Genomic DNA, 14,925 nt, shown 5'->3' on the forward strand with positions numbered 1-14,925 from the left:
GCCCATCGTACTGGCCGACGGCAGCACCCGCTACGACTGCGAGTACCACCGCCAGGGCGTAGCCCAGGTCTACATGCTGCACGAGCCGCTGGCCGGCCGCCGCCGGGTGCATGTCGAGGACCGCCACGACCGGCTCACGTTCGCCCGTGTCGTGGCTCGGCTGCTGGAGCACGACTACGCCCAGGCCGAGCGCGTGACGGTGGTGCTCGACAATTTATCGGCCCACCAGCCGGCCGCTTTCTACGAGGTCTTTGAGCCGGCGCGGGCGCACGCGCTCTTGCAGCGGGTCGAGTTCGTGTTTACCCCCAAGCACGGCTCCTGGCTCAACATGGCCGAAATCGAGTTTGCCGCCTTGCTCACCCACGGGCTGCCCCAACGCGTGCCTGACCGGCCCGCCCTCGAAACCCACTGCCAGGCGTGGCAACTGGCCCGCAACCAGCGCGGCACGCCCACCAACTGGCAGTTCACCACCGCCGACGCCCGGATCAAGCTCAAACGATTATACCCGACAACCAATTAGATTTGACCTACTAGATATACCTTCTGTATAGGTCCTTCGCTCCGCTCAGGATGACAAATGGTGTTTAAACTTCCCCTCAGCCCCGCACCAGCCGCTTGTACAGCTGTACCAGTCGGGGTTGCGAAACGCCGAGCCAGTAGAGGCCGGTCAGCAGCGCAAACACGCCCTGGAGGCGGTAAATACCGTTGCGGCGGTAGCGGCGGGCCGACGTAACAACGTAGCCCGTCAGCACCCGGAACGGCCCGTGCCGCCGGAGCCGGCCCACGATTTCCTGGTCTTCGAGCAGCTGCATTTGCTCGCGGTAGCCGCCGGCCCGCCCGAAAACGGGCCGCTGCACAAACAGGCTCTGGTCGCCGTAGCGGATGCCGTTGAAGTTGAAGCGGGTGAACCAGGCGTTGGCGGCCAGAAACCAGTGCGCCTCATCGAAGCGCAGGCGGTAGCAGCCGGCCGCCGCGCCCGTGGCCACGGCGGCGCGCAGGTCGGGCAGCAGCGTGGCGGGCGGCAGCGTGTCGGCGTGCAAAAAGTACAGGATGGCGCCGCGGGCGTGGGCGGCGCCGTGGTTGAGCTGGGCCGCCCGGCCCCGGCGCGGACAGGGCACCACCCGGGCTCCGTGGGCCGCTGCTTCGGCCACCGTCCCGTCGACGCTGCCGCCGTCGGCCACCAGGATTTCCACGGCTTCATCAGGGCCGCAGATGCGCTGCAGATGGGCCAGCAGCCGCCCGATGTGGCCGCCCTCGTTGTAGGCCGGGATGATGACGCTGACGAAAGCGGGCGAAGTAGCGGGGCCGGAAGGCATAGGAATACAGGGGCAGGCAGCGGGCGGTTTCAACCCTGCATACGCAGCCAGCGGGGCGGCTGCCGGCCGGCGGGCCACATTTGGGGGCGGCGGCCCGTAGTCGGCGGGCCGTTTTCATCGGTCCTTCACGGCCGGGTGCGTAAGTTGGGACTTCATTTAGCCCCGGCCCCCTATGCACGTTTTGCTGGTAGAAGACGAAAAAAGCCTGCACCAGGAAGTGCGGCAGTTTCTGGTAGAGTCGCAATACTTGGTCGATTCGGCCTTTACCTACGCCGAGGCTTCGGAGAAAATATTCGTCAACAGCTACGATTTCGTGCTGCTCGACCTGGGTTTGCCCGGCGGCGACGGCCTCGATTTGCTGCGCGAAGCCCGCCGCAACGAAAGCCAGGAGGCCTCGTTCATTGTCCTCACGGCCCGCGGCGCCATCGACGACCGGGTGAAGGGCCTCGACCTGGGCGCCGACGACTACCTGCCCAAGCCCTTTTCGCTGCTGGAGCTGCAGAGCCGCATGCAGGCCATCACGCGCCGCAAATTCGGCCTCAAGCGCCAGGAAATGGCCTTTGGCACGGGCTTCGAGCTGGATGCCACCGGCCGTACCATTCGCTACGAGGGCCACGATGTGCCGCTGACCAAAAAGGAGTTCGACCTGCTGCACTACCTGCTGCTGCACCGCAACCGCGTGCTCACGCGGCTGCAGCTTGGCGAGCACCTGTGGGGCAACGTGCTCGAAGACGACTCTGACTCCAACTACATCGATGTGCACATCAAGAACCTGCGTAAAAAGCTCAGCCAGTTCGCCCCCGCCGATTTCATCGAAACCGTGCGCGGCATCGGGTACACTATCAAGGGCGAGAAGTGAGCGATATACAGGGAAAACCGTGTCATTCAGAGCGCAGCGAAGAATCTCGCGTGCAATAGTAACCCTGCCGTCAGGATTTACTTTGGCACGCGAGATTCTTCGACTACGGCTGCGCCTTCGCTCAGAATGACGTTCTTTTAGGTCCTTCAATCCCCGAACCCTTTAGATAATGCGCCTCGAAGCCAAGCTGGCCCTGTTCAATGCGCTGTCGAAGCTGCTGCTAGTGCTGCTGGGGGTGGTGCTGATTCCGCCCGTTGTGGGGCGCGTGGCGGTGGGCCACACCGATGAGCAGCTGCGCGAGAAGTGCGAGCAGGTGCTGGAGCTTATCCGGCGCGATGGGATTTCGACCTTCGTGCAGGGCGAGGAATACGCTGATTACAACATCCTTAAGCAGGAATACATCACCCTCACGCCCCTGCCGGCTGCTCCCAGCAGCCCGGCGCTGCCCGCCACGCGCATCTTCGACGAGCCCCGGCAGGTGGATAACAAAGTGGAGGACTTCCGGATTCTGAGCCGGCAGTTCACCTCTAACGGCCGCCGCTACCGCCTCGAAATCGGCTCGTCGCTGGCCACCGTGGAGCTGCTGACGGCCACGCTGCGGCGCATGGCGCTGTGGGTGCTCGTGATTGGGGCGCTGCTCACCATCCTGTCCGACGCCGCCTTCGTGCATTACCTGCTGCAGCCGCTGCACCGCCTGATTGTGCGCAAGCTGCAGGGCGTGCGCCACCCCTCGGCCTTCTCCTACGAGCCGCTGACGACGACCACCACCGACTTCCGCCACCTCGACGACAGCCTCAACGACATGATGCGGCAGATTCAGTCGGCCTTCGAGAAGGAGCGCGAGTTTATGAGCAACGTGTCGCACGAGTTGCTCACGCCGGTCAGCATTCTGCAGACGAGGTTTGAGAACATGCTGCAGGACCCGACGCTGGGCGAGGCGCACTCGCTGAAGCTGGTGGAGTCGCAGAAAACGCTGTACCGGCTGCGCAATACGGTAAAAACGCTGCTGCTCATCGCCAACATCGAAAACGAGCAGTTTCTGCGCGACGAGTCCGTGTCGGTGGCGGCGGTGCTGGCCGATGTGGTCACTGAGCTGGAAGACCGCCTTTCGCAGCGGGAGATTCAGCTGCAGGAAGACCTGCGGCCCGATTACGTGCTGCCCCAGGCCAACCGCACGCTGCTGTTCACGCTGATCTTCAACCTGATCAGCAACGCCATCAAATACAACCGCGAGGGGGGGCGCATCGTTGTAACGGGCCGGCCGGGGCCGCGCGGGGGCTATCAGCTGGCCGTAACCGATACCGGCCCGGGCATTGCGGCGCCCCATTTGCCCCACCTGTTCGACCGGTTCCGGCGGTTTCAGGCGGGCGCCTCGGCCCCCGAGGGCTACGGGCTGGGGCTGCCCATTGCCAAAACCATTGCCGAGTTCCACAAGGCCCGCCTCACGGTAGAATCGGAGCCGGGCCAGGGTACCACGTTTACGCTCTGGCTGCCGTAGCGGCGCAACGGGTTCACGCGGGCTTCATGCGGGGCAGCTAGTTTTAGACTGACTTTCTCCCGCCCTTACTTTCTGCCCATGAAAAAGCTGCTGTTGGGCCTGGCGCTGCTCCTGTTTCTGCTCTGGCTGGCCGTGCGCTGGCTGCCGAGCCCGCCCGCCACCGTTCGGCCGCCGGCCGCCGTGCCCGTTGTGCGCAAGCCGGCCCGCGCCGCCCTGCCCAAGCACGTTTCGTTGGTGAAGCAGACGGCGAATCGGTGAGTTGGTGAACCGCCTGTCATCCTGAGCGGAGCGAAGGACCTTATCACGCTAAAACGACCGTAACAACGATTCGCTCCGGCGTGATAAGGTCCTTCGCTCCGCTCAGGATGACAGGCGGTTCACCAACTCACTATTTCACCAACTCACCACTACCCCAGGCCGGCGGCGGTTTCGCCGGGGCCGGGCGTGGCGCTGCCGGGCGCTTCGAGGGGCAGTGCTTCGCCCGCGGTGGCCGGCTCGGGCGCCGCCGACAGCTCCCAGGTTTGCTGCATCTGCTGCAGGCCGGCCTGTGAGGTCAGGTCGTACTGGCAGGGCACGATGGAAACGTAGTTGTTGGCCAGCGCATACTCGTCGGTGTCCTGGCGCTGGTCCTCGTTCACGAAGGCCCCGATCAGCCAGTAATAAGGCCGCTTATAAGGGTCGTGGCGCAGGTCGAACTCTTCCTGCCACTTGGCCCGGGCCTGGCGGCAGAGCCGGGCGCCGGCAATAGGTTGGTCCGATTTCTTGGGAATGTTCACGTTCAGGGCCGTGCCGGCCGGAATGCCGTGCGCCAGCGCCTGCCGGGCCAGCAGCTCCACCCACTCCTCGGCGTGCGAGAAATCGGCATCGTGGCCGTAGTCGCAGAGCGAAAAGCCGATGGCCGGCAGCCCCTCAATAGCCGCCTCAATGGCCGCCGACATGGTGCCCGAGTACAGCACGTTCACGGCCGAGTTGGAACCGTGGTTGATGCCCGACACCACCAGGTCGGGGCGCCGGTCTTTGAGCACCTGGTGCTTGGCCAGCTTCACGCAGTCAGCGGGCGTGCCGCTGCACTCGTAGGCTTCGATGCCCTCAAAAATAGGGTTGGGGTCGAGGCGCAGGGGCTTGCCGATGGTAATGGCGTGGCCCATGCCCGACTGCGGCGAGTTGGGCGCCACCACCACCACTTCGCCCAGCCGGCGCATTACGCGCACGAGCGTGGCAATGCCGGGGGCCGTAATGCCGTCGTCGTTGGAAATGAGGATGAGCGGCTTAGCGGGGGCAGGTACAGACACGGGCAGCGGACTTAGAGAGATGAATAAAATTGCCGGCACCAAAGGTACGGCCACCGGCGGGCGCGCTCCTAAACGCCCCGCGGCGGCCGGATGTTTTGGCGCGGTGGCCGGCCCGGCCGGCCGGCAGAAGTATGCCAGGCTCGACCGTAGCGCACGGCCCCGGCGCGGCCCCGGCGTAGCCTGGGCGCAGAGCCGCAGCTTGGACAATGCCACAAATAATGTATTTTGCCCTCCCTATATACGCCCCGGCGCCCTGTTTCCGTCTTACTTTCTGCTCCGGCTCGTTGGGTCGTCTGCTTATGGCTTTGTTTGAAAACCGTTACCGCACGCATGATTTGGGTTTGTTGCTGTTGCGCGTGGGCATCGGCTTCATGTTCACCGTGCATGGTTACCCCAAACTCACGGGCGGCCCGGCGGCCTGGGCCGAAATCGGCAGCACCATGAAGCTGGTGGGCCTGGATTTCGCGCCGGCATTCTGGGGTTTTCTGGCCGCGTTTGCCGAGGCCATCGGCGGGCAGCTGCTGGCAGTGGGCCTGTTTTTCCGCTGGGCCTGCGTGCTGCTGCTGGGCACCATGACGGTGGCCACCATTATGCACCTGAGCCAGGGCGACGGGTTCAGCGGCTACTCGCACTCCCTCGAATCGGCCTTCCTGTTCCTGGGCCTGGCCTTTGCGGGCCCCGGCCGCTTCAGCCTCGATGAGGTGCTGTTCCCGAACTCGCAGCGCCGCCGGCTGTACTAGCGCCCGGCGCGAGGCACGCCCGGTAGCGGTAACGACGCGGCCCATCGCGTCGTTACCGCTGGTGCAAGCAACAGGCTAAATATGACATCAGTATGTCACGAGTATGACATACTGATGTCATACTCGTGACATTACTATGTTCGAGACAAAAGATAGTGATGTTCGGGGGCAGGCGTTCCGATGTCTGGCTGACCTGACGGGGCAGCGGGGCGGGCAAGTTAAGCGGATTAAACATCTTTGCCCACCGCCAACTACCCCTGCCATGCTCCTGCCCACCCTACTTTCGCTGCTGCTGACTGCCTCCTCCCCCGCTGCTGCCGCTCCGGCACCGGCCGACTGGCGCACGCCCTTCGAGCTCGGCAACGGCAACACCACGGCCACCTACGACGAGTGCCTGGCCTACTACCAGCGGCTGGATGCGGCGTATCCCGAAATCAGCCTGCGCGAGGCGGGCACCACCGACAGCGGCCGGCCCCTGCATGTGGTGGTGGTGTCGGGCGATGGGGATATGGAGCCGGCCTCGCTGCGGGCCAAGGGACGCCGCATTGTGTTCATTCAGAACGGCATCCACCCCGGCGAGCCCGAGGGCATCGACGCCAGCCTGATGCTGGCCCGCGACTACGTGCAGAAAAAGGCGTTGCGCCGCCAGCTCGACGATGTGGTGCTGGTCATCATTCCGATTTACAACGTGGGCGGGGCGCTCAACCGCAACACCAGCACCCGCACCAACCAGAACGGGCCCGAGAGCTACGGCTTCCGCGGCAACGCCCGCAACCTCGACCTCAACCGCGACTACATCAAGCAGGATTCGCGCAATGCCCGCTCGTTTGCGGCTTTGTTTCAGCGCTGGCAGCCCGATGTGTACATCGACACCCACACCTCCAACGGCGCCGACTACCAGTACACGCTCACGCTCATCGCCACCCAGAAAGACAAGCTGCACCCCGCCCTGAGCCAGTACATGCAACGCGAACTGCTGCCGGCCCTCTACGGCGGCATGGACCGCAAAAAGTGGTACCTGGCGCCCTATATCGACTTTGCCGGCCGCACGCCCGACGCCCGTGGGCTGCTGGGTTTTCTGGAAACGCCGCGCTACTCCACCGGCTACACCACCTTGTTCAACACCATCGGCTTCGTGACGGAAACGCACATGCTGAAGGCCTACACGCCCCGCGTGCGGGCCACCTACGACTTCCTGAGCCTGCTGATTGGCACGGTGCAGCGGCAACGCGCGGCGCTGGCCACCGCCCGCACTGAGGCGGCGCGCCTCAGCCAGCAGCAGCAGGAGTTTGCCCTGGGCTGGCGCCTCGACACCACCCAGGCCGAGCGGTTCACGTTCCGCGGCTACGAAGGCAAAACCCGGCCCAGCGACGTGAGCGGCCAGCCGCGGCTGTACTACGACCGCAAGGCGCCCTACGTCAAGCCCATTCCGTACTACAACACCTTTGTGCCCACAGCCACCGTGCAGCGGCCCCGCGCCTACGTGCTGCCCCAGGCCTGGGGCGAAGTGGCCGAGCGCCTGCGCCTCTCGGGCGTGCAAATGCGGCCCTTGTCAGCCGACACGGTTATCAATGGCGAGACGTACTACATCCAGGATTACAAAACCAGCCCCCGGCCCTACGAGGGCCACTACCTGCACTCCGCAGTGCAGCTGCACCAGGTGCGCCAGCCCCGCCAGTTTCTGCGCGGCGACTACTACATCGCCCTCAATCAGCCCGCCGCCCGCTACCTCATCGAAACCCTGGAGCCCCAGGCCACCGACTCGTTTTTTGCCTGGGGTTTCTTCGACAGCGTGCTCCAGCAGAAGGAGTATTTCTCCGATTACGTGTTCGAGGACCTGGCCGCCCAGCTGCTCCGCCAGAAGCCCGAGCTACAAGCCCAGCTCAACCAAAAGAAGCAGGCCGACCCCACCTTCGCCGCCAGCGGCCCCGCCCAGCTCGACTGGCTCTACCGCCAATCCGACCATTACGAGCCCAGCCACCTGCGCTACCCCGTGCTGCGGGTACTTTAAGGTGAGATGGTGAGGTGGTGAAATGGTGACAACGTCTGTCATCCTGAGCGCAGCGAAGGACCTATACAAAAGCTAACCTTTGACATTACCTTCTGTCCAGGTCCTTCGCTGCGCTCAGGATGACAGACCGTCAAACTCACCATTTCACCATCTCACTATTTCACCTCCTGCAGGGAGTTGGCGTAGTTCACCAGGTAGGCCAGGTCGCGGGCGTCGGTGTAGTTGAGGTTGTTGGTTTTGGCGTACTGGGCCAGCTGGCGGGCCTGGGCGCGGAAGTAGTTGGGCAGGTCCTTTTTGGGCGTGCGTAGGGGCAGCACCGTGCCGTCGGGCAGACCCAGGAAAAAGTTGTCCTTGACTTCGGTGTAGTAGCCCATCGGGCGGCCGGGCATACCGCTGTAGCCGCCGTAGCCGTAAGGACTGGCCGCCGTGATGGGCCGCTCGACCAGTCCCTCGCGGCGCAGCAGAATCACGGGGCCACCGCTGAGCTGCTCGAAGAAACCGGGGGCCCGGAAGTCGCTGTAATCGTTGTCACGATTCCAGCGGTACACCCGAAACACGCGCAGCAGGTTGGTATCGGCCCGCTCGCGGCGGCGGGGCGGCGGCGCAATGTTGTACGGGGTACCCGAGTAGTAGCCCTGCCGCATGGCGTAAAAATCGTCGTAGTAAAACCGCTCCCGACTGCGGTCGAGCTGCTGCTCGCCGCGCACGGCAAAGCTCTGCACGTTCACGGCCGGCAGCGTGCGCACGGTGTTGTCGGGCAGGGTCATGGTCAGCGTTTCCTCGCCCCGGTGCAGCGCCAGCGGCCCGCTGAGTGTATCGCCCGAGCTGAGCAGCACGCTGCCCTGCGCAAACTGCTGGGTGAAGCCCTGCCCGCCCCCGCGCTGGGCCAGCCCGGTCAGGGGCAGAATCAAGGCCAGCAGTAGCGGATAAAACAGATTTCTCATACCCTCAAGTTAGCTGGTTGCGCCCATATATACACGCCTTGGCCCGCCTGCACGCAAAACGGCCCGGCCAGCAATGCTGACCGGGCCGCCCGGATGCAAGAGTTTGCGTTGGCTTACTTAGTCGCGGGGCTGTGCACCTCGGCAGCGGCATTGGTGGCGCCGTTGTCGTGCAGAATGGTGTGGCCCAGCTTGTCGCGCTTGGTGGTCAGGTACCGCTCGTTGTGCTCGTTGGGCTCGACTTCAATGGCCACCGATTCCACCACCTCCAGGCCGTAGCCGATGAGGCCGGTGCGCTTGCGGGGGTTGTTGGAGAGCAGCCGCATCTTGCTGATACCCAGGTCGCGCAGAATCTGGGCACCCACGCCGTAGTCGCGCTCATCCATGCCGAAACCCAGCTCCAGGTTGGCTTCCACCGTGTCGCGGCCCTGCTCCTGGAGCTTGTAGGCCCGCAACTTATTGAGCAGGCCGATGCCGCGGCCCTCCTGGTTCATGTACACAATTACGCCACGGCCCTCGCGCTCAATCTGCTGCATGGCGCGGTGCAGTTGGGGGCCACAGTCGCAGCGGCACGAGCCGAAGATGTCGCCCGTTACGCAGGAGCTGTGCACGCGCACCAGCACCGGCTCGGGGCCCGAAATATCGCCTTTTACCAGCGCCAGGTGCTGGGCGTTGGTGCTGCGCTGGGTGTAGGCAATCAGGTCGAAGTCGCCGAAGTCGGTGGGCAGCTTCACCGAAATCTCGCGGGCAATCAGGCTTTCCTTTTCGAGGCGGTACTTGATGAGGTCCTGCACCGAAATAAGCTTCAGGCCCCACTTGTCGGCAATTTCGCGCAGCTCGGGCAGGCGGGCCATTTCGCCGTCTTCCTTCAGGATTTCGACCAGCACCCCGGCCGGCTCGAACCCGGCCAGCCGGGCCAAGTCCACGGCCGCTTCGGTGTGGCCGGCGCGGCGCAGCACGCCCTCTTTGCGGGCCTTGAGCGGAAAAATATGGCCGGGCTTGCCCAACTCCTCGGGCTTGGTTTCGGGGTCGATGAGGGCCAGAATGGTCTTGGAACGGTCGGAGGCCGAAATGCCGGTGGTCACGCCGTTCTTGAGCAAATCGACGCTCACGGTGAACGGCGTGGCGTGCAGGGCCGTGTTGCGGCCCACCATCAGCTCCAGGCCCAGCTCCTCGCAGCGCTGCTCCAGCAGCGGGGCGCACACGAGGCCCCGGCCGTGGGTGGCCATAAAATTGATAACCTCGGGCGTGGCGCAGCGGGCAGCGCAGATGAAGTCGCCTTCATTTTCGCGGTCTTCATCATCAACCACCACCACCACCTTACCAGCGCGGATATCGGCAATGGCGTCTTCAATCAAATCAAGCATGGAACACGGATTAGCGCGGATTTTATCGGATTTCACGGATTTTGTAGCGCCCTGCGGGCTACCGGGCCGCTGCTGCTACAACCAGCGGCAGCGGGGCAAAGTTACGCAGTGGTGATTTGGCGATTTGGTGGTTTGGTGATTTGGCGAATGAGTGAGCCGTGCCACCAAATCACCAAGTCACCAAATCACTCATTCGCCAGCTCGGTGGCGCGGTGTTGGGCAGCTTTCATGCCGGCAATCAGGGTTTCGGCCAGGTTGCCCGACTTGAACTCGCGCAGCGCGGCCTCGGTGGTGCCGCCTTTCGAGGCCACGGCGGCAATCAGCTCGTCGGGGCTTTGCGAGGAACTGTTGAGCAAGTGGTAGGCGCCGAGCATGGTTTGCTTGACGAGCAGCCCGGCCACCGACTCCGAGAAACCCATCTGCTGGCCCGCCTGCATCATGGCCTGTACCAGGAAGTAGAAGTAGGCCGGGCCGCTGCCACTCACCGCCGTCACGGCGTCGAGCAGGCCCTCATCTTCCAGAAAAATCGAGCGCCCGGTGGCGTTCAGCAGGTTCTCGACCTGGTGCAGGCGGCTGCGCTCGACTTCGGGCGCGGCCGAAAACCCGGTGATGCCCATGCCCAGCAGCGCCGGCGCGTTGGGCATGGCCCGCATCACCTGCCGGTGGGCCAGCTCGCGCTGCAGCCGCGCCATCGGAATGCCGGCCATAATGGACACCACCACCTGCGCCGGCTGCAGCACCGCCCGCAGCCCGGCGGCCACCAAGCCAAAATCCTGGGGTTTCACGGCCACCAGCACCACGGTATAGTCGGCCAGCGCGGCGCTTATTTCGGCAACGGGCAGGTTGGGGTGCTGATGTTGCAGGCGCTGGCAGTGCTCGTCGTGGCGGGCCACCAGCAGCAAATCGGGCCGGGCCACCAGGTTGTAGTGCAGAAAGGCTTTGGCAAAGGCCAGGCCCATATTACCGCAGCCCAGAATGGCAATGCGCAGTGGTTGCATAAGGTGATTTGGTGAGATGGTGAGAGGTTGAAAGCTGCCTGTCATCCTGAAAGCTGCCTGTCATCCTGAGCTTGCGAAGGACCTATACAGAAGCTAACGTCAAGTTATACTTTCTGTATAGGTCCTTCGCAAGCTCAGGATGACAGAAGTTCTTATTACCCTTCCGTTCACCGCTTGCCCTGAAACCGGGCCGTGGGCTCCCAGACGGCCGTTTTGATGCCGCGCAGGTAGCGCCAGAAGCCCAGCAGCAGCGCCGCATTCATGGAGTAGAAATGGCTGATGAAGCGCAGCAGCCGCAGATGGATGCCCAGCCGATGCAGCGCGGCATCGAGCAGCGGCAGCAGCAGCGCAAGTAGCTGCCCGGCCAGCAGCAGCCGGTACAGCCCGCCACCGCCCCGCGCCACCAGCACCGCGCAGCTCAGCAGCATGAGCAGCAACAGCAGCGGCGTGAGCCAGCGTAGCACCTTGTGCGACCAGAACGCGAAACCCACGCCGCGCCACGGCGGCCACAGCAGGCTGCGGAAAGCCGCCAGATTCTGGAAGTTGCCGGCCGAAATACGCGCCTTGCGCCGGAACTCCTCGGGCAGCTTATCCGACACATCTTCGTGGCACACGGCAGCCAGCTCGTTGATGGCCTGGTAGCCGCTTTGGAGCACGGCCATCGAGATAAAGAAGTCGTCGACGATGAAGCCGCGCGGGGCCGGGTGGTAGCAGGCGCGGCGCACCGCAAAGCAGCCCCCGAAAGCGCCCATCATGCTGCCCCACACCACGCCCTCCTGGTACTTAATCAGGTTTTCGCGCTCCAGGTAGGCTTTCTCCTGGCCCGAAATGCCGGCCTGGTGGTGGACGGGGTTGAGGATGTGGCCGCCCACCAGCCCAATGGCCGGGTTGCGGAAGTGCTTCACCAGCTCATACAGGGTCTCGGGCGTGAAGAACACGTTGGCATCGGTGAGCACCAGCACCGGCGCGGTGGCCTGCTCGGAAAGCACTTCCATCACGCCCGGCTTGCCGGTACGCTGGCTCAGCGGCCGGAACTTCAGGCCCGGATTTTCGGCGGCCAGTTGGGTGATGAGGGCGTTGGTGCGGTCGGCGGAGTTGTCGGAGCCAATGTAGAAGGTAAGCTTTTCGGGCGGGTAGGTGGTGGCGAACGTGGAGCGGATTTTCTCCTCGATAACCTGCTCCTCGTTGTACACGGCCAGCAGCACATCCACGGCCGGCAGCTCCGAACTGCCAGGGGCGTACACCTCGGCATTTTGCCGGCGGCCGCGGGCCAGGCGGGCCAGCAGCAACGGGTACAGCACGTAGGTATGGGCCACCAGCAGCAGGCTGCCCCAGAACGTGGCCGCCGCCAGCACGACGTCAGGTAGTGGCGGCACGGGCGGGCAGCAGAATGGTGTACAGATCGACGAAGCTCTCCACTACCCGCTCGTTGTTATACAGCCGCGCCGTGGTGCGGGCGGCCTCCTGCCCGATGGCCGCGGCCGGCAGCTCGCCGCGGTAGTAACGGCCCAGCTGCGCCAGCCACTCCGGCGCCGAATCGGCCACCACGATATCAAAACCGGGCTTTACGTGGATGCCCTCGGCCCCGAGCGTGGTGCTCAGAATGCACTTGCCCAGGGCCATGCCCTCGATGATTTTGATGCGCATGCCACCCCCGCTCAGCAGCGGCACCAGCATCAGCTCGTACTGCTGCATGAAATCGGCCGCCGACTCGACGAAGCCGTGCACCGTGACGCCGGGCAGCCGCAGCAGCCGGAACCGCTCGGGCATATTCTTGCCGCCCAAATGCAGCTCCAGCTCCGGAAACTGCCGCCGCGCCGCGGGCCACACCTCGCGCAGCAGCCAGTCGAGGCCCTCCTGGTTGGGCAGCCAGTCGAAGGAACCCAGCATGCACAACGTGCGCGGGCGGGGCCGGATGGCCGCATCGGGCCGAAAGCGGCTCAGCTCGACGCCGGCCGGCACGAACACCACCGGCTCGGGGCAGCCCAGCCGGCGCAGGCGCTGCTGGTCGGGCTCGGTGATGGCGGCCACGGCATCGAAGCGCGGCAGCAGTTGCTGCTCGAAGCGCTGCAGGCGGCCGGCCAGCTGGCGCAGATACCACTTTTTGAGCGGGTTGCGGGTTTTGTCGGCCAGCATCTGCCAGATGGTATGCTCGACGTTGTGAGCCCGCAGCACCACCGGCACCGTAGGGGCCAGCCGCTTCAGCGCCGCCACGTACCAGGCCACGAACGTGCCCTCCACCTGCACCACATCAAACTGCTCGCGGACCAGTAATTCGCCCAGTGCCGCCTCCACGGCCGGACTCACGAACCGCTCCACATTATAAGGCAACGAACTGGAAAGCAGGTTCTGCAGAGCCTTGCGCGGCGAAAGGCGCGTGTCCACGTCCACAGTCAGCAGGCGCACGTTGGGGCCCAGGTGGTCGAGCACGTCGGTGGGCTGCCGGTGCTTGGGCGTGTTGAGGGCCAGCACCGTTACGCGGTGGCCGGCGCGGGCCAGGCCGGCGGCCACGTCGTACATGGCAATGGCCCCGCCATCGGTGGGCGGAAACGGAACGCGCGGGCAGATTTGGAGGATATGCACGAAGGAAGCGGCGGGCTGGAAGGGCGCGTAAAGCTACGAATTGCCGGTTGTTGGTTTTTGGTTGGCGGTTGCTGGTTGTCAGTAAGCGAGCTGTCATTCAGAGCGCCGCGAAGAATCTCGCGGGCAGTGGTAACTCAGGCGTTGGAAATTACTTTGGCCCGCGAGATTCTTCGCGGCGCTCAGAATGACAGTTCGCTTACTGACAACCAGCAATTACACTGCCCGAAACAGGTCCAGCAGGCGCACAATCTGTTCCTCGGTGCCCAGAAACAGCAGCACGTCGCCGGGGCCGGGGGCCATATCGGAAGGGGGGCTGATGGTGAAACCGCCCGATTCGTGGCGCAGGCCGATGGCGGTGGCGCCGGTGCGCGAGCGGATGTCGAGCTGGCGGATGCTCTGGCCGCGCAGCTCGGGGCGCAGCTCCTCGGCCCGCATTTCCTCCAGCCGCAGCCGGTGCGGCCCCAAGCCCGTAATCATGTCCAGAAACCGGATAACCTCGGGCCGCATGATGAGGTTGGCCATGTGCGAGCCCCCGATTTCGTCGGGCATCACCACCGAGTTGGCGCCGGCGCGCAGCAGCTTGGTTTCGGAGCTTTTGAGGCTGGCGCGGGCCACGATGCTGATGCTGGGGGCCAGCTCGCGGGCCGTGAGGGTTACAAACACGTTGTCGGCGTCTTTGGGCAGGGCCGTGATGAGGGCGCGGGCCCGCTCGATGCCGGCTTCGCGCAGCGACTCATCGAGCGTGGCGTCGCCGCGCACCACGGCCAGCGGGCCGTATTCGTCTTCGGAAGCGGCGCTGAGAACGGCGTCGTTCTGCTCCACTACCACCACATCGGCCCCGCTGGCGCGCAGCTCTAGGCAGGCTTTGCGGCCGTTGCGGCCGAATCCGCACACAATCACGTGGCCGGAATACTGGCGGATTTGCTGGTCGTTTTTAAGCATGGCGAACATGGTGCGCAGGCCGCCCTCGAAGATGTAGGCGCTCAGCACCGACAGCAGGTAGGCCAGAATCAGCAGGTTAAACAAAATGTAGACCGACACGAACAGCTTACCCGCATCCGACAGCGGGGCCACTTCCTCGTAGCCCACCGTCGAAACGGTAATCATGGTCATGTACAGCGCATCGAGCAGCGAGTAGTTCTCAATCCAGCGAAAGCCCAGCACGCCGGTGGCCAGCGAGCCGGTCATCAGCGCCAGCGCCCCCACAATGCGGCCCAGGTTGAAGCGCCGCCACGCGTTGTGCAGGTACTGCAGCAAGCCGAAGCGCGGGGGCGAAGTGGAAGGTGGCATGGTCGATTCGGGCGGTTAACGGCCGGCTCA

At 64.5% G+C, this 14,925-nt stretch carries 14 protein-coding genes; 6 read left to right on the top strand and 8 right to left on the bottom strand.

Annotation, left to right across the window (positions count from 1 at the left end; all coding sequences use genetic code 11):
* Positions 1–520 (top strand): transposase (locus H145_RS0117545; protein ID WP_019948846.1); only part of this gene is annotated, 520 nt, incomplete at its 5' end.
* 76 nt (positions 521–596) lie between these two features.
* Here H145_RS0117545 and H145_RS0117550 read toward each other — a convergent pair.
* Complete coding sequence (locus H145_RS0117550) at positions 597–1,316, bottom strand: TIGR04283 family arsenosugar biosynthesis glycosyltransferase (protein ID WP_019949466.1); 720 nt, start codon at positions 1,314–1,316, stop codon at positions 597–599.
* 172 nt (positions 1,317–1,488) lie between these two features.
* Here H145_RS0117550 and H145_RS0117555 point away from each other — a divergent pair, with 172 nt between their 5' ends.
* The 3 genes from H145_RS0117555 (at position 1,489) to H145_RS0117565 (ending at position 3,931) form a co-directional block, all read left to right on the top strand.
* On the top strand, positions 1,489–2,175 hold the full coding sequence (locus H145_RS0117555) for a response regulator transcription factor (RefSeq protein WP_019949467.1): 687 nt from the start codon (positions 1,489–1,491) through the stop codon (positions 2,173–2,175).
* A gap of 169 nt (positions 2,176–2,344) precedes the next feature.
* Entirely contained in the window at positions 2,345–3,673 is a 1,329-nt protein-coding gene (locus H145_RS0117560) for a sensor histidine kinase (protein ID WP_019949468.1), read from the top strand.
* Positions 3,674–3,751: 78 nt separating this feature from the next.
* A complete protein-coding gene (locus H145_RS0117565; protein ID WP_019949469.1) occupies positions 3,752–3,931 on the top strand; it encodes a hypothetical protein in 180 nt (59 codons plus the stop codon).
* 149 nt (positions 3,932–4,080) lie between these two features.
* Here H145_RS0117565 and surE read toward each other — a convergent pair whose 3' ends face one another.
* On the bottom strand, positions 4,081–4,965 hold the full coding sequence (gene surE, locus H145_RS0117570) for a 5'/3'-nucleotidase SurE (protein ID WP_019949470.1): 885 nt from the start codon (positions 4,963–4,965) through the stop codon (positions 4,081–4,083).
* Positions 4,966–5,264: 299 nt separating this feature from the next.
* Between surE and H145_RS21935 the strand changes: the two genes are divergently transcribed.
* Both H145_RS21935 and H145_RS0117580 read left to right on the top strand, forming a co-directional pair.
* On the top strand, positions 5,265–5,705 hold the full coding sequence (locus H145_RS21935) for a DoxX family protein (RefSeq protein WP_019949471.1): 441 nt from the start codon (positions 5,265–5,267) through the stop codon (positions 5,703–5,705).
* Positions 5,706–5,967: 262 nt separating this feature from the next.
* On the top strand, positions 5,968–7,716 hold the full coding sequence (locus tag H145_RS0117580; protein WP_019949472.1) for a M14 family metallopeptidase: 1,749 nt from the start codon (positions 5,968–5,970) through the stop codon (positions 7,714–7,716).
* A gap of 155 nt (positions 7,717–7,871) precedes the next feature.
* Here H145_RS0117580 and H145_RS0117585 read toward each other — a convergent pair whose 3' ends face one another.
* The 6 genes from H145_RS0117585 to H145_RS0117610 form a co-directional block, all read right to left on the bottom strand.
* Positions 7,872–8,660: a hypothetical protein gene (locus tag H145_RS0117585; protein WP_157541759.1), complete on the bottom strand. Its 789-nt coding sequence runs from the start codon at positions 8,658–8,660 to the stop codon at positions 7,872–7,874.
* A gap of 113 nt (positions 8,661–8,773) precedes the next feature.
* Positions 8,774–10,024, bottom strand: a complete 1,251-nt coding sequence (locus tag H145_RS0117590; RefSeq protein WP_019949474.1) for a bifunctional 3,4-dihydroxy-2-butanone-4-phosphate synthase/GTP cyclohydrolase II — start codon at positions 10,022–10,024, stop codon at positions 8,774–8,776.
* Positions 10,025–10,209: 185 nt separating this feature from the next.
* On the bottom strand, positions 10,210–11,013 hold the full coding sequence (gene proC, locus H145_RS0117595) for a pyrroline-5-carboxylate reductase (RefSeq protein WP_026351607.1): 804 nt from the start codon (positions 11,011–11,013) through the stop codon (positions 10,210–10,212).
* A gap of 176 nt (positions 11,014–11,189) precedes the next feature.
* Positions 11,190–12,398, bottom strand: coding sequence for a glycosyltransferase (locus H145_RS21940; protein WP_169513213.1), 1,209 nt, complete (start codon positions 12,396–12,398; stop codon positions 11,190–11,192).
* Entirely contained in the window at positions 12,382–13,605 is a 1,224-nt protein-coding gene (locus tag H145_RS21945; RefSeq protein WP_019949477.1) for a glycosyltransferase family 4 protein, read from the bottom strand. The genes H145_RS21940 and H145_RS21945 overlap by 17 nt, the downstream gene beginning before the upstream one ends.
* A 213-nt stretch (positions 13,606–13,818) precedes the next feature.
* The gene (locus H145_RS0117610; RefSeq protein WP_019949478.1) at positions 13,819–14,895 is read right to left on the bottom strand and encodes a potassium channel family protein; all 1,077 of its coding nucleotides are present in this window, start codon (positions 14,893–14,895) and stop codon (positions 13,819–13,821) included.
* Positions 14,896–14,925: the final 30 nt, after the last annotated feature.

Source organism: Hymenobacter aerophilus DSM 13606, from assembly GCF_000382225.1.
Classification (GTDB): domain Bacteria; phylum Bacteroidota; class Bacteroidia; order Cytophagales; family Hymenobacteraceae; genus Hymenobacter; species Hymenobacter aerophilus.

What these genes read in the sequence shown, in the direction of transcription:
- H145_RS0117550 (WP_019949466.1), bottom strand. Translation starts at nt 1,316, where the DNA reads ATGCCTTCCGGCCCCGCTACTTCGCCCGCTTTCGTCAGCGTCATCATC.
- H145_RS0117555 (WP_019949467.1), top strand. Translation starts at nt 1,489, where the DNA reads ATGCACGTTTTGCTGGTAGAAGACGAAAAAAGCCTGCACCAGGAAGTG.
- H145_RS0117560 (WP_019949468.1), top strand. Translation starts at nt 2,345, where the DNA reads ATGCGCCTCGAAGCCAAGCTGGCCCTGTTCAATGCGCTGTCGAAGCTG.
- H145_RS0117565 (WP_019949469.1), top strand. Translation starts at nt 3,752, where the DNA reads ATGAAAAAGCTGCTGTTGGGCCTGGCGCTGCTCCTGTTTCTGCTCTGG.
- H145_RS21935 (WP_019949471.1), top strand. Translation starts at nt 5,265, where the DNA reads ATGGCTTTGTTTGAAAACCGTTACCGCACGCATGATTTGGGTTTGTTG.
- H145_RS0117580 (WP_019949472.1), top strand. Translation starts at nt 5,968, where the DNA reads ATGCTCCTGCCCACCCTACTTTCGCTGCTGCTGACTGCCTCCTCCCCC.
- H145_RS0117585 (WP_157541759.1), bottom strand. Translation starts at nt 8,660, where the DNA reads ATGAGAAATCTGTTTTATCCGCTACTGCTGGCCTTGATTCTGCCCCTG.
- H145_RS0117590 (WP_019949474.1), bottom strand. Translation starts at nt 10,024, where the DNA reads ATGCTTGATTTGATTGAAGACGCCATTGCCGATATCCGCGCTGGTAAG.
- H145_RS0117610 (WP_019949478.1), bottom strand. Translation starts at nt 14,895, where the DNA reads ATGCCACCTTCCACTTCGCCCCCGCGCTTCGGCTTGCTGCAGTACCTG.